The sequence below is a fragment of the Actinomycetospora straminea genome (assembly GCF_028737255.1).
GTDB lineage: Bacteria > Actinomycetota > Actinomycetes > Mycobacteriales > Pseudonocardiaceae > Actinomycetospora > Actinomycetospora straminea.
In genome coordinates this window covers 93,241-112,307 of sequence record NZ_JAQZAN010000011.1, presented here as the reverse complement: position 1 = coordinate 112,307, position 19,067 = coordinate 93,241, and the positions used below count along the sequence as shown (strand labels likewise).

Sequence of the window (19,067 nt, the reverse complement as noted above, 5' to 3'; positions counted from 1 at the left end):
CATGGTCGTCGACGACCACCCGATCTGGCGCGAGGGCGTCGCCCGCGACCTCGCCGAGCGGGAGGTCGACGTCGTCGCCACCGCGCCCGACGGTGCCGCCGCGGTGCGCATCGCGAAGGCCGTGCGCCCCGACGTCGTGCTCATGGACCTCCAGCTACCGGAGCTGTCCGGCGCGCAGGCGACGGAGCGGATCCGGACGGCGCTGCCCGACACCCGCGTGCTCGTGCTCTCGGCCAGCACCGAGCACGGCGACGTCATCGAGGCCGTGCGCGCCGGGGCGTCGGGCTACCTCGTCAAGTCCGCCGGCATGGACGAGCTGGTCGACGCGATCACCCGCACCGCCGCCGGGCAGGCCGTCTTCTCGCCCGGCCTCGCGGGGCTCGTGCTCGGCGAGTACCGGCGTCGCGAGACCGAGGCCCCCGACGCCCCGCAGCTCACGCCGCGCGAGACCGAGGTGCTCCGCCTCGTCGCCAAGGGCCTCACCGCCCGCGCGATCGCGGCCCGCCTGACGCTCTCGCACCGCACGGTGGAGAACCACGTCCAGAACTCCCTGCGCAAGCTCCAGCTCACCAACCGCGTCGAGCTGACGAGGTACGCCATCGAGCGCGGTCTGGACGCCGACGGGTGACATGTCTTATTTGACATGTCGCGATGGACAGGTGGACGCTGCTCCCGTGGAGCACGGGAAGAGCGAGGCCGACGACGAGTCCGGCTACTCGGTCCTGCAGCAGTTCTCCGGCCTGTTCCTCGACGTCGGGGCGCCGCTCGTCGCCTACTACGCGCTGCGGCTGGTGGGCGCGACCGACTGGGTGGCCCTGCTCGTCGCCTCGCTGGTCGCGGGGGTGCGGCTGGTGTGGGTGGCGGTGTGCACGCAGCGGGTCACGTGGTTCGCCGCGCTGATGCTGACGGTGTTCGGCGTCGGGCTCGCGCTGGCGTTCGTCGACGGCGACCCGCGGTTCCTGCTGGTCACCGACTCGTTGACCACCGGGCTGGTCGGCCTGGTCTTCCTCGCGAGCCTCCTGGGCGCCACGCCGCTCACGCTCTCGGCGTTCCAGACCTCCCAGCCACAGAAGGCCCGCGAGATGGCCGAGTACTACCGGACGCTGCCGCCCGTGCGTCGCACGTTCCGCGTCTCGGCCGTGGTGTGGGGGGTCGGCCTGCTGCTCCTGGCGATCGTGCGCGTGCCGCTGATCTACCTGGTACCGCCCGACGTCATGGTCGGGCTCTCGACGGCGATGCTCGTCGTCACGATCGTCGGGCTGTCGATCTGGAACGGCTGGTACGGCGCGCAGGCCGGACCGAAGGCCCGCGCGTGGGCCGAGGCGCACGCGCAGGAGCCCACCGGGGCGACCCGACCGTCCGATTGACTCACCCGGGCACCCTCGCCCCGAGCCGCTCCAGGCTCCACCGCGCCCAGCCGTGCACGGCCTCGTACTGGCGCAGCCCGTACTCACCGGCGAGCCGGCCGAAGGGCACCTCCGCTCCCGGCGGGTGCTCGGCGTCCTCGGCCTCCATCACCGGCCGCAGCTCCGCGATCCGGTCCGCGCAGTGCGCGGCGATGCCCTCGAGCAGCCGGCGGGCGTCGTCGGGCTCGAGCGACTGGACGAGGAACATCCGCAGGACCGTCTCGTCGCGCACGGTGGTCTGCTCGGGCCAGTGCAGCATCCAGCGCCGCAGCTCGAGGCGGCCGTCGTCGGTGAGCGTGTAGGTCTTCCGCCCGCGCGGCCCGGTCTTCTCGACGACGACCTGCCCGGCCTCCGTCATCTTCGCGAGCTCGGGGTAGATGCGGCTGTGCCCGGCGTGCCAGGCGTAGCGGCCGATGCTGCCGTCGAAGGCGCGGGTGAGGTCGTAGCCGCTGGCCGGTCCGTGGGCGAGGAGACCCAGGAGCGCGTGGCGCAGTGACATGGGCGAACGCTAGCAGTCCACCTGGACATGTCCCGTACGACAGGTCAGGGCCCCATGTGCGTGATCTTCTGAGCTATAGCTCAGAAGATCACGCACATGGGGCCGGTCAGTTCAGGTGGGCGCGCCAGCGGCGGGCGTGGCGGCGCAGGGGCTCGGCGTCGCGCGGCAGGACCTCGGCCCACTCCTCGAGCAGGTCGGCGGCCTCGCGGAAGGCGGCGCGCCGGCCCCGGACCTCGGCGAGCTCGGCCACCTCGACCGCGCTCACCCCCGGCAGCCCCATCCGCATGCGCAGCACCCAGCCGAGCTCGGCGAGGTCGCCGCGGGCACGGTGGATGCCGCGCAGGTTCGTCAGCATGCGCACGAGTACGGCCTCGGTGCCGATCGGTTCGAGCACCGTGTCGTCGAACGGCACGTCGGGTCCGAGCCCCGTGGACTCGCGGAAGCGGCGGATGCACTGCTCGCGGTCGAGCATCTCGCCGGTGAACGGGTCGAGGTGCTGCAGGGACGTGACGGGGTGCACGAGGAAGTGCCCGGGCATCCCCACCGGCTCGAGCTCGATCCCGGCCCGCCGGCCCACCTCGAGGCACACCACCGCCAGCGTGATCGGGATGCCGGTGCGGCGGGCGAGGACCTCGGTCAGCGAGGAGTTCGCCGGGTCGTAGTAGTCGTCGCGGTTCCCGTGGAAGCCCTCCTCGACGTAGAGGCGGCGCACGAGGCCGTCGAGGTCGGTGACCCCGGCGGCCAGACGGTCGAGCTCGGCGCGCGCCCCCGCGACGTCGGCGGCGGGGTCCGCGGCGCGGGCGATCTCGAGGACCGCCGCGAGGAGGTCGGGCTCGCCGTCGCGGACGAGGGCCAGGAAGCGGTCCACGGCGTCGTCGACGGCCGCACGGCGAGCTCCGTCGTCGTCCATCCCGCGCATCCTGCCCTGCGTGGGCACGGCGCGCCGTGCTCAGACCGGTCCGCGCACCGTTCCGGTGGCCCGCTCCCAGGTCAGCGCCCCGTGCTGGAAGTCCTGCGCGCGGCCGCCCGGCACGTCGCGCTCGGCGCCGGTCGGGTAGCCCAGCGGCGAGGCCTCGGCCCCGGCCGCGCGCCAGTGCGCGGCGATGGCGCCGGTCAGCGGCCAGGCACCGGTGCGCGGGGACCAGACGACGGTGCCGTGCTCGAAGTCCGTGGAGCGCCCGGTGCCGTCGGCCGTCGGCGACTCGACGCGCGTCGGCTCCCCGAGCGCCGCCCGCTGCGCCGACCACGCAGCGCGGACGTCGGTGGCCGACCCGTCGATCAGCGCCTTGACCTTCGCCCGCAGCGGCCCCATCTGCGCGTAGCCCACGTCGCCCGGGCACGAGGTGTTGCCGACGTCGCGGTGGGCGAACAGCGCGGGCACGGTCGTCGTCTGGCCCTTGGGGAACCGCGACGTGCCGCCGCCCGCCGAGGTGAGCTGGACCTGCTCCTCCGGGTCGCGGTAGAGCCCGCCGAGCTTCCAGGCCGCCAGCGCGGCGAGCGAGTTCGTCGTCGCGGCGTTCGGGGGCAGCGTGGAGTGGTTGCCCATCATCGCGATGCCCCAGGTCTCTCGGTTGAACCCGCCCGCGTGCGCGCCGACGACGGCCTTGTCCATCCCGCCGGCGCGACCCTCGAAGATCGTCCCGTACTTGTCGACGAGGGCGTTGTAGCCGATGTCGCCCCAGCCCTGCTTCTGCGTGTGGTACGCGAAGATCGCGCGGACGATCGCGGGCGACTGGTCCGGGCCGTAGTCGTTCGTCTCGCTGGTGTGGTGGATCGTCACCGCGCGGATCGTCGGCGTGGTCTCGGGGCGGGCGGCCTTCGACTCGTCGGCGCCCCACTGCGCGCGGGTCACGTAGCGCGGCGCGGCCGGTCCCCGCGCCGCGCCCAGCGCCCCGATCGCCGCGTCGTTGCTGCCGACGCCCGGGTCGATGCGCAGGACCTGGACCTCGTCGGTCACCGGCTGCCCCGCGCGCAGGGCCCGGACCTCGACGGCGGTGCGGTCGCCGACCCACACCGGGTCGGTGCCGCCGGCCGTGGCCGGGACGTCGTCGCGCTCGTCGCCGGGGGCCTCGAGGTCGGTCCAGGTGCCCCACTGCCCGGCCGCGTCGGTGGTGCGCAGGGCGACCGCGTCCGGGGCCGCGCCGGTCCAGGTGACGGCGACGAGGCGCAGCGGCTGGTCCCCGCGCACCTCCCGCACGCCCGTGGCGTCGCGGGCGCCCGGCGTGAAGCCCACCGGGGCGATGCCCGCCGCGACCGGGGCCGCGGGCGGGAGCCCGGCCGGCGGCATGACCGCGTGCGCCGGGTCGAGCTGGGTGATCCCGGTCGGGGCGTCCATGGGGACGGCGGGCACGGCGGGCACGGCGCCGACGGCCTGACCGGCGGGAGCGGGCGGGACTGCCGGGTCTCCCGGCGCCGCGGAGGCCGGGGCCGGCAGCAGCAGCACGGCGGCCGTCGTCAGCGCGACCGCGCCCAGGCGCGCCCGCGCCGCGCGTCGCCGCCGCGCCCCGCCCGTCCCGTGCCCGTGCGGTCCCCCGGACCCGGCCATGGTCGTCGCACCTCCGCTCGCCCGACGATCCCGATGATCGCCGGCGGCCCACCATGACCCCCACACGGGCACCATCCACCACACCACGCGCAGAAGGCGCCCGGTCGGGTGACTTCGCGTGACCGGGTGAACGCGCTGCGTGCGAACGGGTCGGCCGCCCCTAGAGGTGCGCCTGCGCGAACGTCGCCACCGTCCGCATGGCCATCGCGTCCGCGCCCGCCCCGATGGGCCCGGCGACGACGGGGATGAGCTTGGTGACGTTGAGCGCGCCCCGACGGGTGAAGCGCGAGGTGAGCCGGAAGCCGATCCGCGTGTCGAGCTGCGCGCGCACCTCGGTCGGGAGCCCGCGCAGCCCGTGCAGCAGCGAGGCGTTGACCAGGTCGAGGCCGGTGCGCTCGGCGAGCTCGACGCCGTCGGCCCCGAGCACGCAGACCAGCGCCGCGGTGCGCACGACCGGGTCGGTGAGGTCCCGGCCGCGCAGGTGCGCGATCGCCGCCGACAGGCGCGTGCCGAGCAGGTAGAGGCCCGTGGTGCCGGCCGGCGCGGTCACGACGAGCGTCGCGGCGCCGCCGAGGCTGGTGAGCAGCCCGGAGCTGGCGGCGAGCCGGACGTGCGCGCCGACCACCCGGCGCACGGCGGCCTCGACGTCGTCGTCGGTCGCGGCCAGCGCGTCCGCGGCCACCGCCGGCGCGCCCGAGAACGGGCCGATCCCGCCGACCGCGCGACGCCACAGCTCGTCGACCAGGGTGTCGGGCAGTCCGCGCGAGCTCGCCACCCGATCAGTCTGGCGCCCCCGCGCCCGCCAGGTCGCAGGCGGCGGTGATCGTGCCGGCCCAGGGGCGCCCGCGGTCCCGGTCGCGGGCGCGCTCGAGGCGGGCGCGCTGCGCGTCGGCGCGCGCCCAGGTGATCACCCGCGGGTCGACCCGCGCGCCGTAGAAGGCGTCGACGACGAGCTCGGCGAGGTGGTGGTCGGCGCTCGCGATCTCCTTGTACTCCCAGATCGCGAGCAGCCGGTCCGGCGGCTCCCCGAGCGCCGCGATGCTGTCGAGCATCGCGACGGCGGTCGCGCTGTCGGGGGCGTCGGGGTGCGTGTCGAGCAGCGCGCTCCACACGGCGTCGACGACGTCGCGCACCGCGTCGCGCTCGCGGTCGGTCCAGTCCGCCCAGTGCTCGGCGATGCGCTCGAGCACGGTGCGCAGGTCGACGCGGTCGCCGGTCAGCGCCCGGCGCACGAGCCACGGGGTGAGCGCGCGCAGGTCGTCGCCGGTGCCGAGGGTGTTGCCGAGGGCGAGCACCAGCGTGAGCGGGTCGGCGTCGGCGACCCGCACCTCTCCGTGACAGTGGGGGCAGCCCGAGAGCGTGCGCGGGGGCGGGTGCGCCACGAAGGCGGCCTCCAGGCCCCACAGCGCGGCGTCGACCCCCGCGTCCGTCTGTACGTCCATCGAGACAGATCCTCGGCACCCGCAACGCGACACGCTGGGCCGATAGGGCGAATATCCATCGGTTGTGTGACCGAGAGTGGCGCGATCTGCCGCCGAGCGTGTCAGCACGTCCACTCGTCCTGTCGTCGAGGGGTCGCTCCGGAGACCGCGACACGCCCGGGACGGGGCTCGTCGATCACATCGGCGGGCGGTGGCGGGGCCCGTCGAACAGACTCGGGGTATGCGTTCACGGCACCACGTGACGACCCCGGGCCCCGAGGTCAAGACCACCGGCGGGCTCGTCCGCGGCGTCACCGCGCACGGCGTGCACTCCTGGCGTGGCGTCCCGTACGCGGCACCGCCCGTCGGCGAGCTCCGGCTGCGCGCCCCGCAGCCGGTGGTGCCGTGGGAGGGCGTGCGCGACGGCTCGCGCTTCGGCCCGGTGCCGATCCAGGAGCGCATCGGCGAGTTCATCGGCGCTGGCAAACAGACGCCGATGAGCGAGGACAGCCTGACCCTCAACGTCAGCGCGCCCACGACGCCGTCCGACGAGCCGCGCCCGGTGATGGTCTGGTTCTACGGCGGCGCGTTCGTCGTCGGGGCGTCGTCGGCGCCCACCTACCGCGGCGACGACTTCGTGCGCCGCGGCGAGTGCGTCTTCGTCAGCGTCAACTACCGCCTCGGGGCGCTCGGCTACCTCGACTTCTCCGCCTACGGCACGCCGGAGCGGCCGATCGAGGACAACCTCGGCCTGCGCGACCAGATCGCCGCGCTGGAGTGGGTGCGCGACAACATCGCGGCCTTCGGCGGCGACCCCGGCCAGGTGACGATCTTCGGCGAGTCGGCCGGGGCGATCTCGGTGACGACGCTGATGGCGACCCCGTCCGCCCGCGGCCTGTTCCACCGCGCGATCGCCGAGAGCTCCGCGCCCGGCATGGTGTTCGGGCAGGAGCGGGCCCGGTCGTGGGCGGCCGGGTTCGTCTCGGCGCTGGGGGCCGACGACGACCCGCTCGCCGGCCTGACCACGGCTACCTCGCACCAGCTGCTCGGCGCCGCGCAGGTGCTGCGCGACCGGCTCGGCGACCAGCCCGGCACCATCCCGACCGCACCGGTCGTCGACGGCGACCTGCTGCCCGAGGCGCCGCTCGACGCCTTCGAGGGCGGGCGCGCGGCCGACGTGCCCCTCATCATCGGCACCAACGACACCGAGGGCCGGCTCTTCGAGCTGCCCCGGCTGCGTCTCGACGTGCTGGTCAGCGAGGACAGCGCGGAGCGCATGTTCGCGCTGACCCAGCCGGAGCTGCGCGACCAGGTGCTCGCCGCCTACGCCGGGACGCCGCACCGCAGGGACCTCGGCGGCGACTACATGTTCTGGTACCCGTCGGTGCGCGTCATGCAGGCCCACCGCGGGCCGGTGTGGGCCTACCGCTACGACCTCACGACGCCGGTGCTGAACCTCATGGGCGTGCGCGCCACCCACGGCATGGAGCTCTACGCCGTGTTCGGGCTGGCCGACTCGACAGCCGGCCGGTGGCTGACCGCGCTCGGCGGCCGTCGGGCGCTGCGCGGGGTGCAGGAGCGCGTGCAGGCCGACTGGATCCACTTCGCCCGCCACGGCACCCCGGCCTCGCACTGGCCGACCTACGACCCCGAGACCCGCCTGACGAAGATCCTCGACCGGGTCGACCGCGTCGAGTCCGACCCCCGCCGCGAGCGCCGCCTCGCGTGGGAGGGGTTCCGCGGGTACGACTGATCGTCAGCTCGGCCGGGCGCTGCGCTTGCGCTGGAAGGCGCGCAGCGTGATGGCGCCCGCCACGAGCGCCACGACGACGAAGACGATCCCGAGGACGACGCTGTGCTCGAGGAAGAAGAAGATCAGGGCCACGCCGATCGACAGGATCGTGCCGATGACGCCGATCCCGACGTTCAGCTTGAGCTCGCTCTGCTTCTCCGGCGCGTGGTCCGGATCGCCGGCGGGGTTGCGGGCCTGCGGAGTCTTGCCCTCCTCGGTCATGGGGTCGGGCTACCCGGTCGCGCGCCGCTATAGCCAGCCGGGCAGCACGAGCAGGGCCCAGGCCAGCAGCGGACCCGTCGCCACGACGATCCCGCTGTAGACCAGCATGCGCCGGTAGAAGGCGTCCCGGTCGACGTCGGCCGGGGTGGAGGCGAGGACGAGCGCGCCGTTCGTCGAGAACGGGCTGACGTCGACGACCGTGCTCGCCACGGCCAGCGCGGCGACCATCCCGATCGGGCTCACCGCCCCCTGCTGCAGGAAGGGCAGGGCCAGCGGGATCGCGACGCCGAGGATGCCCGCCGACGACGCGAACGCCGAGAGCACGCCGCCGAGGTAGCAGAGCAGCAGCGCCGCGAGCAGCGGCACGCCGAGCGCGACGATCGCCTGCCCGACGACGTCGACCGTGCCGGCCTCCTGCAGCACGCCGACGTAGGTGAGGACGCCGCAGACCAGCAGCACGGTCGACCACGCGATGCCCTTGGCCGCCTCCGCGTGACCCGCCGGGCACAGGATCCCGAGCGTCACCGCGATCGCCAGCGACAGCACGCCCACGTCGAGGCCGAAGCCGACCGTGCCGACCGCCAGCGCCAGGATGCCGATGAGCGTGAGGACCTGCGGGCGCCCGACCCGGACCTGCTCGTCGTCGTCCTCCTCGTCCGTGCGCCCGGTGGCGTCGGTGGAGCCGGTGTCCTCGGTGGTGACCGGCGCCCCGTCACCCCCCGACGACGGCCGCCCCGCCCCCACCGGCGCCCCGTGCGCGACCTTCGTCCCGGCCAGCGACCGGCCCCCGAGCACGACGAAGATGACCGCCGCGATCACGATGTTGATCACGAGGGGGGCGAGGAAGAGCGTCGTGGAGCTGAACGGGATGCCTGTGGGGCCGACGACGCCGGCGACGAAGGTGCCGTAGACACTGATCGGCGAGAACGCACCCGCCAGCGACCCGTGGATCACCATCATGCCCATGAGCAGCAGGCTCACCCCGTAGCGGCGGGCGAAGGGCATCGCCAGCGGCGCCACGATCGCGACCGCGAACAGCGCCCCGATCGCCGAGAACACCGCGGACAGCGTGAAGAAGATCCAGGGCGCGGCGACGAGGTGGCCGCGCACCAGCCGCATCGACCACCGCACGAGCAGGTCGACGGTGCCGTTGTGGTGCGCGACCGCGAAGAGGTAGGTCAGCCCGACCAGGATGAGGAACAGGTCGCCCGGGAACTCGGCGAGCACGTCGTCGAGGCTCATCCCGGCCGCCAGCACCCCGACGAGGGCCGCCGCGACGAACCCGAGGGCCCCGAGGTTCACCGGCAGCACGGTCGCGATGACGAACATCGCCACCAGGACCACGATCGACACGATCACGGGCGTCATCCACGCACCTCCCCGCCGCGCGGGCCGCACCGCCCGCCGGGAGGGGAATTCGCCCATACGGGTGGGCGGACGTCAAATCCGCCTGAGGTCCCGGGCTCAGAAGCGGCGGCGCAGCCCCGACGCCCGGCCGATCGGCCGCGCGATCGCCGCGCGCACGGCCTCCTCGGTGCCGACGAGCCGCACGCGCACCCGCGCCCGCGTCACCGCGGTGTAGAGCAGCTCGCGGGTCAGCAGCGGCGACTCGGCCGGCGGCAGGATCACCGACACCCGCGCGAACTGGCTGCCCTGGGCCCGGTGCACCGTCATCGCGTGGACGGTCGCGATGCCGTCCAGCAGGCTCGGCGCGATCTCGACCGGGGCGCCGCCGCGCGCGAACGCCGCCCGCGGGCCCCGCGGCGTCCCGATGACGACGCCGGTGTCGCCGTTGTAGATCCCGCGGTCGTGGTCGTTGGCGGTCACGAGCAGCGGGCGGCCGGGGTACCACTCCTCGTCGCGGTCGGCGACCGGCCCGGACTCCACGAGCCAGCGCTCGACGTCCGACGCCCACCGGCTCACGCCCCAGGGCCCACGGCGGTGCGCGCAGAGCAGGCGGTGCTCGTCGAGGCGCGCGAGCGCGAGCGGGGCGTCGCCGTCGAGCGCCGCGAGCTCGGTCTCCGCCGCGCTGCCGACGACCTCGTCGCGCAGCTCCCGCAGCCCGCCCGGGTCGCGGGCGGTGAGGTCGGCGTCCTCGACGAACACGACGTCGTGCTCGCCGGCCCGCAATGCCGCGACCGCGTCGTCGGCGTCGCCCGACCGGATCGCCGCCGCGAGCCGCGCGATCGTGCCGTGGAAGCGCCAGGTGCGGTCGAGCACCGTCACCCCGCCCCGCACCGGCGAGCCGGGCGCGCCGACCTGTTCCAGCGCGCGGTCGAGCTCGGGCTCCGGGTCGGCGGGCGCGGCGACGAGGTCACCGAGCACCGCGCCGGCCTCGACGGAGGCGAGCTGATCGGGGTCGCCGACCAGCACGAGGCGCGCGTCGGGCCGGACCGCCTCGAGCAGCCGGGCCATGAGCGTCAGCGACACCATCGAGGTCTCGTCGACGACGACCACGTCGAAGGGCAGGTGCCGGTGGCGGTCGTGGCGGAAGCGCGAGGACCCGCGGATCGGCCCGAGCAGGCGGTGGATCGTCGAGGCCTGCAGCCCCGCGATGCGGGCCCGGTCGGCCGGCGGCAGGTCGACCTCAGCCAGCGCCTCCTGCATCCGCGCCGCCGCCTTGCCGGTGGGCGCGGCGAGCGCGATGCGCAGGGACGGGTCCTGGTCGCGCAGGACCGCGAGCAGCGTGGCGACGGTGGTCGTCTTCCCGGTGCCCGGGCCGCCCGCGAGCACGCTGGTCCAGCGCAGGGTGCAGACCGCGGTCGCGCGGCGCTGGCCGTCGAGGACCGGGAACAGCCGGTCGAGCGCGGCGCGCAGCCGGTCGGCGTCGACGGCGGGCGGCGGGGCCGCGGCGCGCCGGGCGAGCGTGGCGCGGACCTGCTGCTCCTGGCGCCAGTAGCGGTCGAGGTAGAGCAGGCCGTCGACGAGGCGCAGCGGGCGCCCGGTCGCCGCCTCGTCGTCGCCCCCGACCAGCGGCGACGCCGCGCACGCCGCGAGCCACGGGGCGGGGTCGGGCCAGGGCAGGTCGGAGGTGTCGACGACCTCGTCGCCCTCGGCCAGCACCGTCCGGTCGATCGCGGCGAGGTCCAGGCACACCGACCCGGACCGCAGCGCGCGCACGACCAGCGCCGCGGCGAGCAGCACCTGCTCGTCGGCCTCACCACCCAGGCGCCCGAGGCGCCGCGCGACGTGCACGTCGGTGGCGGCCAGCACCCCGCGCTCGTTGAACGCGGCGAGCAGCCCGGTGGCGCGGGTCGCGAACCGGACGCCGTCCTCGGCGAGCAGCTCGGGGATCACCGCCGTCACCGCACACCCCCGTCGAGCAGCCCGGACAGCGCCACGACCAGCGCCGGCGGCGGGTCCCACGCGAACACCCCGCACGTCGTGCCGTCGACGACCGGCGTGTCCGTCCCGCACATGCCGCGCAGGAACAGGTAGAGCACCCCGCCGAGGTGCGCCTCCGGGTCGTAACCGCGCAGCCGCCAGCGCAGGAACCGGTGCAGCGCGACCGCGTAGAGCACCGCCTGCAGGGGGTAGTGCGCGTCGATCATCGCCGCGGCCATGGACCTCGGGCCGTAGTGCGCGACGGTCAGCGGCGCCCGGCCCGTCGGTCCCACCGGACCCAGCCAGTTCGTCTTGTAGTCGACGACGACGAAGCGCCCGTCGGGTCCGCGCAGGACGCCGTCGATGCTGCCGGTGAGGTAGCCGCGCAGGACCTGGGCGCCCAGCTCGTGGGCTCGCGGGTGGTCGAGGACGTCGGGGTAGCCGGCGAGCGGGTCGTCGGCGGGCAGGTGGCGGCGCAGCAGGCCCGCCACCGCGCCGAGCGTGACAGGCGCGGCGTCCGGGCGCGCGCGGTCGCCGCGGGCCAGCGGCAGCTCGAAGTCGAGCTCGGCGAGCCGGTCGCGCGGGGCGACGTCGGCGAGGCGCGCGGGCCCGCCGGCCGGCAGCGGCGTGAGCATCACCGGCAGCAGCGCGTCGGCCAGCGTGGCGGCGTCGACCTCCGCGTGCGGGCGGTGGCGCAGCTCGGCGTCGGCGGCCGCGACGAGCGCGCGGTGGAGGTCGCCGGTGCCGGTGTCGACGGTCTCGAGCACCGCGTGCACGAGCGTGCCGAAGGCCGGGCCGACGGGGAGGTCGGCCATCGGCGACGGGAGGGGCTCGACGTCGTCGACGTCCCGGGCCGGCGCGTCCTCCGGCTCGGTCTCGTCGGCGAGCCGGCGCTCCTCGGGCTCGCTGCCCACCGGAGCTGGCCCGGCGTGGGCGTTCGCGGTCAGCGAGGAGTACGACGAGCGCCGCCACGCGAGGTCGAGGCCCCGGTCGAACAGGGCGGCCGCGAGCGGGTGTGCCCGCCCGGCCGGCGGGACGTAGGGCAGCGCCTTGCGGGGCTCGACGCGCTCGACGGCGATGTCCTCGCCGGCCAGCGTCTCGAGGTGCGCGAGGACGCGCTCGTCCTCCCACACCGGGTAGGCGCGGTCGGGCCCGGTCCGGGGCGTGGGGCGGCCGACGAGCAGGCGGTGCACCGCCGAGGCCGAGGTGTTCGTCGACGGCGCCCACCAGCACACGACCTGCCCCTGCGCGCGGGTCAGCGCCACGTAGAGCAGGCGCAGATCCTCGCCGTCGTCCTCGTCGCGGGCCGTGGCGACGTGCTCGCGCCAGGCCGGGTCGGTCTCCCCGCCGACGGCACGCACCCGCTTCCCGTGCTCGTCGTGGTGGGTGACGACGGTCGGGTCGTCGGCGACCCACCGGTCCCACCCGAACGGCACGTAGACCACCGGGTACTCGAGGCCCTTGCACTTGTGGATCGTGAGCACCTGCACCGCGCTCGCGTCCGACTCGAGGCGCCGGCTGCGCTCGGGCCGCAGCTCGCCGGTGCCCGCGGCCGCCTCGGCCATGCGCGCCCGCAGCCACTCGACGAGCGCGACGACGCCCAGCCGGGACTCGACCGACGCCGCGTGCAGCACCTGGCCGATGTGCCGGATGTCGGTCATGCGCCGCTCGCCGTCGACACGGGCGAGCACCCGTGCGGCCAGCCCGGTCTCGGCCGCGACGGCCTCGAGGAACGCCGCGACCCCGCGGTCGTGCAGCACCGCGCCCCAGCGCCGCAGGGACGCGCCCACCTCGGGCAGGACGACGTCGGCGTGCGCGTCGAGGTCGGCGGCGGCGTGCCCGAGGAACACGGTCAGCGCCGCGGCCCGCACGCGCGCCGGGCGTCCGGGCTGCTCGACGGCCTCGAGCAGCACGAGCCACTCCTCGGCGCTCTCGGTGGCGAACACGCTGGTGGCGCCCGCGAGGACCGACGGGACGCCGGCCTCGGTCAGCGCCTCGCGCACCAGGTCGGCCTGCTTGTTGGTGCGCACGAGCACCGCGACGTCGCCGGGGCCGAGGCTCGGGTCCGCGCGTCCGGGCTCCTCCCAGCGCGAGTCGGCGGCGACGAGCTCGGCGATGTCCGCGGCCAGGTCGGCGGCGACCTTCTCGCGCACCGGGGCGACGAGCGGGAGCCCGCTCGACCACTGCGCGCGCAGCCCCGCCCGCGGCAGCACGCGCAGGCGGAACGGCGCCGGCCGCGGCGCGCCGACGAGCCGCCGGCCCGGGTGCGCGGACGCGACCGGGGGCACGACGATGCGCTCGTCGCCCAGGGCGGCCTCGGCGAAGATCTGGTCGAGCGCGCGGACCAGGGGCGCGTCGCTGCGCCAGTTGGTGTCGAGCCCCTCGCGGCTGCCCGCCGACTCGACGGCCTGCAGGTAGCTGACGACGTCGGCGCCGCGGAAGCCGTAGATCGCCTGCTTGGGGTCGCCGATGAAGGTCAGCGCGCTGTGGCCGTGGAACGCGACGCGCAGGATGTCCCACTGGATGGGGTCGGTGTCCTGGAACTCGTCGACGAGCACCACGGAGAACCGGTCGCGCAGGCGCGCGCACGCCGCCTCGCCGAGCCGGCTGTCGGTGAGCGCGCGGTGCAGGCGGGTGAGCATGTCGTCGAACGTGAACAGGCGCCGGCGCCGCTTGCGCGCCTCGACCTCGCGGCGCACCGCCGTCGCGAAGGCCGCCCGCGCGCCGGCCGCGTCCGGGGCGTCGGGGGCCGGCTCGATGCGCGCACCCGGGTCGCCGACGACCGCGCGGCCGATCTCGAGGGCGGTCGCGCGGTCGAAATCGGGCGCGGGCGCGCCGGGGATCGCGTACTTGCGCAGGTAGAAGTCGTCGACGACCTCGGTGACCACGTCGTCGATCCGCTCGACGAACGTGCCGTCGGGATCGGTGTCGCCGACGATCCCGAGCCCGGTGAGCATGTCCTGGCAGAACTGGTGGGTCGTCGCGATCGTCGCCGCGTCGAAGCCGGCGAGCGCCGCGGTCAGCCGGGCCCGGCGGAGCGCGACCTCCGCGTCGTCGGCCTCGGCGAGCAGCCGGATCACCGGGTCGTCGTGGTCCCGCGCGGCCGGGGCGTCGGCCAGCGCCCGCTCGGTGCGCACGAACCGCTCGCGGACGCGCTCGCGCAGCTCGCGGGTGGCCTCGCGGCCGAAGGTCACGAGCATGACCTGCGGCAGCGTCGCGTGGCCCTCGGCGACGTAGCGGGCCGCGAGCGCGGCGATGGTGAACGTCTTGCCGGTACCGGCGCTGGCCTCGAGGACCGTCGTGCCGCTGGGCAGGTCGCCGCAGACGTCGAAGGAGCGGGTGAGCGTCGACGTCATCGCCCGCCCCATCCCTCGGCCTCGCGGACCGGGGTCCACAGCCGCGTCGCGAGGCCCGCGAACCGGCTCGGCGCGTCCCCGCTCGCGGCGCCGACGAGGTCGTCGAGGGCCCGCCGGCGCCCCCACACCAGCACGTGGGCGGGGTCGGACTGCTCGCCGCCGTAGCGGCTGGTCCACGTGTCGCGGGCCTTGTTCATCGCCGCGACCTCGCCCTTCGTGCTGCGCGCGAGCGCGTACGTCTCGGAGGTCTGGCACATCAGCGGCAGCGGTTCGACCATCCCGTCGGCGTGCAGCGCGAGCAGGTCGGCGAGGATCTTCTGGGCGACCTCGGGCTCGAGCGGGCCGAGCGTCGACACCGAGGGCGGCTTCCCGGACCATCCCCGCCCCACGGTGACCGCGCGCCACGGCCGGTCCGGGTGCGCGGCGGTGAGCGCGACGAGGTTCACCCACGCCCGCAGGCGGTGCCTGGGCGCGAGCCGGGAGAACGTGACCGTCACCAGCGTCGACGCGTGCACCCCGCCGACCGCGCCGACGAGGGTGTCGGTGGTGACGTCGACGTCCACGGCGGCGGTGTCGCGCAGGCCCGCGACGGCCGCGGTCAGCGGCTCGACCTGGCGCCCGACGTCGCGCACGAGGCGGTCGCCGAGCGGGCCCGGGGGCAGCTCGCCGCGACGGCGCTCGCCGGCGATGCACGCGGCGACGTCACGGCCGGCGAGCCGGTCGCGCAGCAGGCGCTCGCCGATCGCCCAGCGCGCCAGGCCGTCCGGCTCGACGGGCACCGCCTCGCTCGACTCCTCCTCCTCGCCGCGCGCGTGCACCCCGAGCCGCTGGCGCAGGAACGCCTTGACGGGGTGCTCGACGAAGCGCGCCAGGTCCTCGAGGTCGAGCACCTCCCGCGGGCGGGCGGGCAGCGGACCGGGCAGGAACGGGGCGAGCGCCGACCGCTCCGCGAGCAACGCCGTCGTGCCCGCGAGCGCGGCGCCGTCGAAGGAGAAGGGGGTCTTCCCGTCGGTGGCGTCGAAGTCGTCGGCGGCGAAGGGCTGGAGCGGGTTGCGCCGGGTGAGGTGCTCGCGGGCGAGCCGGTCGTCGCCGAAGCGGAAGCTCGCGTCGAGGGTGTCGAGCAGCTCGCCGATCGGGACCGCCGGCGGCCGGTCGGCGCCCGTGCGCTCGTCGGCGCCGGAGTGGACGACGACGAGGTGGTCGGTCGCGGCGACGATCGCGTCGAGGAGCAGCTGGCGGTCCTCGGCGGCCGGGTCGCGCTCGCCGACCCGGGGGTCGCGGGCGAGGACGTCGTCGCCGTCGGCGCGGGTCTCGCGGGGGAAGACCTGGTCGTCCATGCCGAGCAGGCAGACCACGCGGTGGGGCACCGAGCGCATCGGCATGAGCGTCGCGACGGTGAGCGTGCCGGTGCGGAAGTTGGCGCGCGTGGGGCGTCCGGCGAGGCGGTCGGCGAGGACGGCCCGGACGTCGTGCAGCGTCATCACCGGGTCGTGCGGCGCGCTCTCGAGCACCGCGGTCAGCTCGGCCCGCGCCTGCGCGAGCTGCCACGCGTCGGCCGGCACCGTCGCCGTCAGCCCGTCGAGCCCCCGCCGCAGCGCCGCGATCCACGCCGTCAACGGCTGCTCGCCGCGCAGGCCCTCGACGACCGTGCCGACCCGGTCGACCAGCTCGCCGAGGCGCCCGACGCGCTCGACGTCGCCCGAGTCGACCTCGTCCAGGGGCAGCGCGTCGCCCAGCCAGTCGCCGCCGTCGGCGGACATCGCCACGCCGACCAGCAGCCGGTCGAGGCCCTGCGACCAGGTGTTCTCCGGGAACCGGGCCAGCGAGAACGCCGTGCGGTGCGGCGCGTCGAGCCCCCAGCGGACCCCGGCGCGCTCGGCGAGCTCGCGCAGGCGCGGGAGGTCCTCGTCGTCGAAGCGGAAGCGGCGGCGCACCGGGTCGGACTCGGCGAGGTCGAGCAGCTGCGAGGCGGTGACGCGGGCGTCGGCGAGGTCGAGCAGCGTCGCGAGCGTGCCGAACAGCGGGTTGACCTCGCGCAGCGAGCGGTCGGCGAGACGCACCCGCAGCCGGTGACCCGGGTGCGACGCCTCCTCGCCGTCGCCGGGGCCGAAGCCGGCGGTCACCAGCGGCGCGAACGTCTCGATGTCGGGGCACAGGACGATGACGTCGCGCGGCTCGAGCGTCGGGTCGGCGCGCAGCAGGCCGAGGATCGTCTCGCGCAGCACCTCCACCTGCCGGTCCGGGCCGTGGCAGCGGTGGATGCGGATGCTGCCGTCGTCGACGGCGTCGCGCCCGGACGGGGCGCGGTCGCGGCGCAGGTCGTCCTGGAGCCGGGCGAGCAGCGTGGTCGGCGTCTGCTCGGCGGCGTGGTGGTGGTCGGTGCGCTCGAGCCGGGACAGACGGAGCTGCAGCTCCCGGACGTCCCGCCCGAGGCTCGCGAGCAGCGGGTGCGCCACCGCCTGCGCGCTCGCGTCGTCGGCGCGCCGCTCGGCCGTGCGGCCCGCGAGGCGTGACCACAGCGCCGGCGAGGGGTGCGGCAGCCACAGGTGCACGTCGTGGTCGACGGCCAGGGCGTCGAGGACGGTGAGCTCGGTGTCCGAGAGCCGCGTGGCGCCGAAGAGGCTCAGCCGGCGGGGGAAGCCGGTGGGCGCCGGGACGTCGGCGACCGTCTCCGCCGGGCTCGCCGCACCCAGGCGACGGCGCAGCCGCCGCCACAGCTCGGGCTGCCAGCGCAGGTCCTCCGGCGTGCCCGCGTCGTCGCCCTGCGCCCAGGCCCGGACGAGCGCGGGCCGGTGGTCGGCGTAGCGGGTGAACAGGCGCGCGAGGTGCCGGGCCGCGGCGAACCGCCGTCCCTTGCGCGTGCCCGTCGGGTCGCCGATGCCCAGGAACGTCCCGAGCGGCGCGCACCAGGGCTCGTCGGCGCACGCGTCGATGGTCTCCAGCAGCGGCCACACCAGCCGCTCCGGGCGCCACGGGTCGTCCTCGGGGACCCCGAGCACCCGGGCCACGACCTCGGCGGGCGACGGGAAGACGACGTTGGCGCACACCCCGTCGTCGCCCCCGGTGACCCCCAACCGGTGCGACAGCCGCTGCGCGAGCCAGCGCTCGATCCCCCGCGTCGGCACGGCGACGAGCTCGGCCTCGATCGGGTCGTCCAGCGGGTCGGCGAGCACGTCGGCGAGGGCCTCGACCAGCCGGTCTGCCCGCTCGGCGCGGTGCACGTGGAGCACGCCCGCACCTCCCCCCGGCTCGCCCGATCCCCACCCGATCACCCGTGCCGCCGACGCTAGACGAGCAGTCCGACGGTCCCGTCTCCCGGGCACCCGTGTCGCCGTTTCCGTCGCTTGACCTCGACCTTTCTCCAGCCCCGACCCTCACGGCATGGACGTGGTGCAGGTGGAGAGATTCGGTGGACCCGAGGTGCTGCGGCCCGCGACGGTCGCGGACCCGTCGCCCGGACCGGGCGAGGCGGTGATCGACGTGACCGCCGCCGACGTGATGTTCCTGGACACGCTGCTGCGCTCGGGCTGGGGCGAGGACTTCTTCCCCGTCCGCCCGCCGTACGTACCGGGCAGCGGGGTCGTCGGGCGGGTGGCGGGGCGGCGGGTCGTCGCCGACACGAAGCAGACGGTCGGCGGGGCGGAGATCCCGGTCGGCGGCTACGCGCAGCGGGCGGTGGTGGCGGAGTCGGAGCTGATCCCGGTGTCCGATGCGCTGACCGACCAGCAGGCGGTGGCGCTGCTGCACGACGGCCCGACCCTGCAGTCGCTGCTCGACGCCGTCGGCACGCCCGCGCGCGTCCTCGTGGCCGCGGCGGCCGGCGGTGCGGGGGTGCTGCTCGTGCAGGAGCTGGTGCGCCGGGGCGTGCAGGTCGTCGCGGCCGCGCGCGGGTCGGCGAAGACGTCGCTGCTGCGGACCCTCGGCGCCGCCGCCGTCGTCGACTACGGCGAGGCGTCGTGGACGGCGTCGGTGGCCCCGGTCGACGCGGTGCTCGACGGCGCCGGCGGCGCGCTGGGCCGGGAGGCGTTCGACCTGGTGGCCGACGGCGGCCGCTTCGTCTCCTACGGGACCGCGGGCGGGGAGTTCGCGTCCCCGGACCCCGACGCGGCCGCCCGCCGCCGGGTCACGGTGGTCGGCCTGACCGACCTCCCCCGCCTCGACCGCGCCGCCCGCCGCGCAGCGGTCGAGCGCACGCTGGCCGACGCCGCGGCGGGACGCTACCGCCCGGTGATCGGCCAGACCTTCCCGCTGCACCGGGCCGCCGACGCCCACGCGGCCATCGCGGCGCGGGCGACGGTGGGGAAGACGCTGCTGGTGCCGTAGGTGGGGGCCGACCCGTGTCCTCGGGACACGGGTGCGCTCGGGCTTCACAGTGGACGGAGCATTCCCCGGGGAGCGGTTCGTTGGTCGCCGGGCGTGCGGGGTCCCGGTGCCGACCCGTGTCCTTGGGACACGGGTCGGCGGATCGAGTGCCGGTGGTGAGGAGGCGTTGCCTCGGGAGA

The 19,067-nt window shown here is 75.9% G+C and carries 14 protein-coding genes; 4 read left to right on the top strand and 10 right to left on the bottom strand.

Going from position 1 to position 19,067, the window contains the following annotated elements; genetic code table 11:
• Position 1: 1 nt before the first annotated feature.
• Together PH190_RS16280 and PH190_RS16275 are read left to right on the top strand one after the other, a co-directional pair.
• Positions 2–628, top strand: coding sequence for a response regulator (locus PH190_RS16280; RefSeq protein WP_274232657.1), 627 nt, complete (start codon positions 2–4; stop codon positions 626–628).
• 46 nt (positions 629–674) lie between these two features.
• Positions 675–1,367 (top strand): VC0807 family protein, encoded by a 693-nt coding sequence (locus PH190_RS16275; RefSeq protein ID WP_274232581.1) that lies wholly within the window; start codon positions 675–677, stop codon positions 1,365–1,367.
• A gap of 1 nt (position 1,368) precedes the next feature.
• Here the strand turns inward: PH190_RS16275 and PH190_RS16270 are convergent, their stop codons facing one another.
• The 5 genes from PH190_RS16270 to PH190_RS16250 form a co-directional block, all read right to left on the bottom strand.
• The gene (locus tag PH190_RS16270) at positions 1,369–1,905 is read right to left on the bottom strand and encodes a PadR family transcriptional regulator (protein WP_274232580.1); all 537 of its coding nucleotides are present in this window, start codon (positions 1,903–1,905) and stop codon (positions 1,369–1,371) included.
• A gap of 106 nt (positions 1,906–2,011) precedes the next feature.
• Positions 2,012–2,815 carry a SirB1 family protein gene (locus PH190_RS16265; protein WP_274232579.1) on the bottom strand — a complete coding sequence of 268 codons (804 nt, stop codon included), beginning with the start codon at positions 2,813–2,815 and terminating at the stop codon, positions 2,012–2,014.
• Between the two features lie 39 nt (positions 2,816–2,854).
• A complete protein-coding gene (locus PH190_RS16260) occupies positions 2,855–4,450 on the bottom strand; it encodes an N-acetylmuramoyl-L-alanine amidase (protein ID WP_274232578.1) in 1,596 nt (531 codons plus the stop codon).
• A gap of 160 nt (positions 4,451–4,610) precedes the next feature.
• The gene (locus PH190_RS16255) at positions 4,611–5,225 is read right to left on the bottom strand and encodes a hypothetical protein (RefSeq protein WP_274232577.1); all 615 of its coding nucleotides are present in this window, start codon (positions 5,223–5,225) and stop codon (positions 4,611–4,613) included.
• A 4-nt stretch (positions 5,226–5,229) separates the two neighbouring features.
• Positions 5,230–5,892: a hypothetical protein gene (locus tag PH190_RS16250; protein ID WP_274232576.1), complete on the bottom strand. Its 663-nt coding sequence runs from the start codon at positions 5,890–5,892 to the stop codon at positions 5,230–5,232.
• A 220-nt stretch (positions 5,893–6,112) separates the two neighbouring features.
• Here PH190_RS16250 and PH190_RS16245 point away from each other — a divergent pair, with 220 nt between their 5' ends.
• Positions 6,113–7,624 carry a carboxylesterase/lipase family protein gene (locus tag PH190_RS16245; protein ID WP_274232575.1) on the top strand — a complete coding sequence of 504 codons (1,512 nt, stop codon included), beginning with the start codon at positions 6,113–6,115 and terminating at the stop codon, positions 7,622–7,624.
• Between the two features lie 3 nt (positions 7,625–7,627).
• On the opposite strand, the gene PH190_RS16240 is transcribed toward PH190_RS16245, so the two are convergent.
• The 5 genes from PH190_RS16240 to recC form a co-directional block, all read right to left on the bottom strand.
• Positions 7,628–7,885 (bottom strand): hypothetical protein, encoded by a 258-nt coding sequence (locus PH190_RS16240; RefSeq protein WP_274232574.1) that lies wholly within the window; start codon positions 7,883–7,885, stop codon positions 7,628–7,630.
• Positions 7,886–7,912: 27 nt separating this feature from the next.
• Positions 7,913–9,253 carry an SLC13 family permease gene (locus PH190_RS16235; protein ID WP_274232573.1) on the bottom strand — a complete coding sequence of 447 codons (1,341 nt, stop codon included), beginning with the start codon at positions 9,251–9,253 and terminating at the stop codon, positions 7,913–7,915.
• Between the two features lie 96 nt (positions 9,254–9,349).
• Positions 9,350–11,191 (bottom strand): exodeoxyribonuclease V subunit alpha, encoded by a 1,842-nt coding sequence (recD, locus tag PH190_RS16230; protein ID WP_274232572.1) that lies wholly within the window; start codon positions 11,189–11,191, stop codon positions 9,350–9,352.
• Complete coding sequence (locus tag PH190_RS16225) at positions 11,188–14,565, bottom strand: UvrD-helicase domain-containing protein (RefSeq protein ID WP_274232571.1); 3,378 nt, start codon at positions 14,563–14,565, stop codon at positions 11,188–11,190. The genes recD and PH190_RS16225 overlap by 4 nt, the downstream gene beginning before the upstream one ends.
• Positions 14,562–17,795 (bottom strand): exodeoxyribonuclease V subunit gamma, encoded by a 3,234-nt coding sequence (gene recC, locus PH190_RS16220; RefSeq protein ID WP_274232570.1) that lies wholly within the window; start codon positions 17,793–17,795, stop codon positions 14,562–14,564. Before recC ends, PH190_RS16225 begins: the two co-directional genes overlap by 4 nt.
• 151 nt (positions 17,796–17,946) lie before the next feature.
• Here recC and PH190_RS16215 point away from each other — a divergent pair, with 151 nt between their 5' ends.
• On the top strand, positions 17,947–18,888 hold the full coding sequence (locus PH190_RS16215; RefSeq protein WP_274232569.1) for a zinc-binding dehydrogenase: 942 nt from the start codon (positions 17,947–17,949) through the stop codon (positions 18,886–18,888).
• The last annotated feature ends 179 nt before the right edge of the window (positions 18,889–19,067 follow it).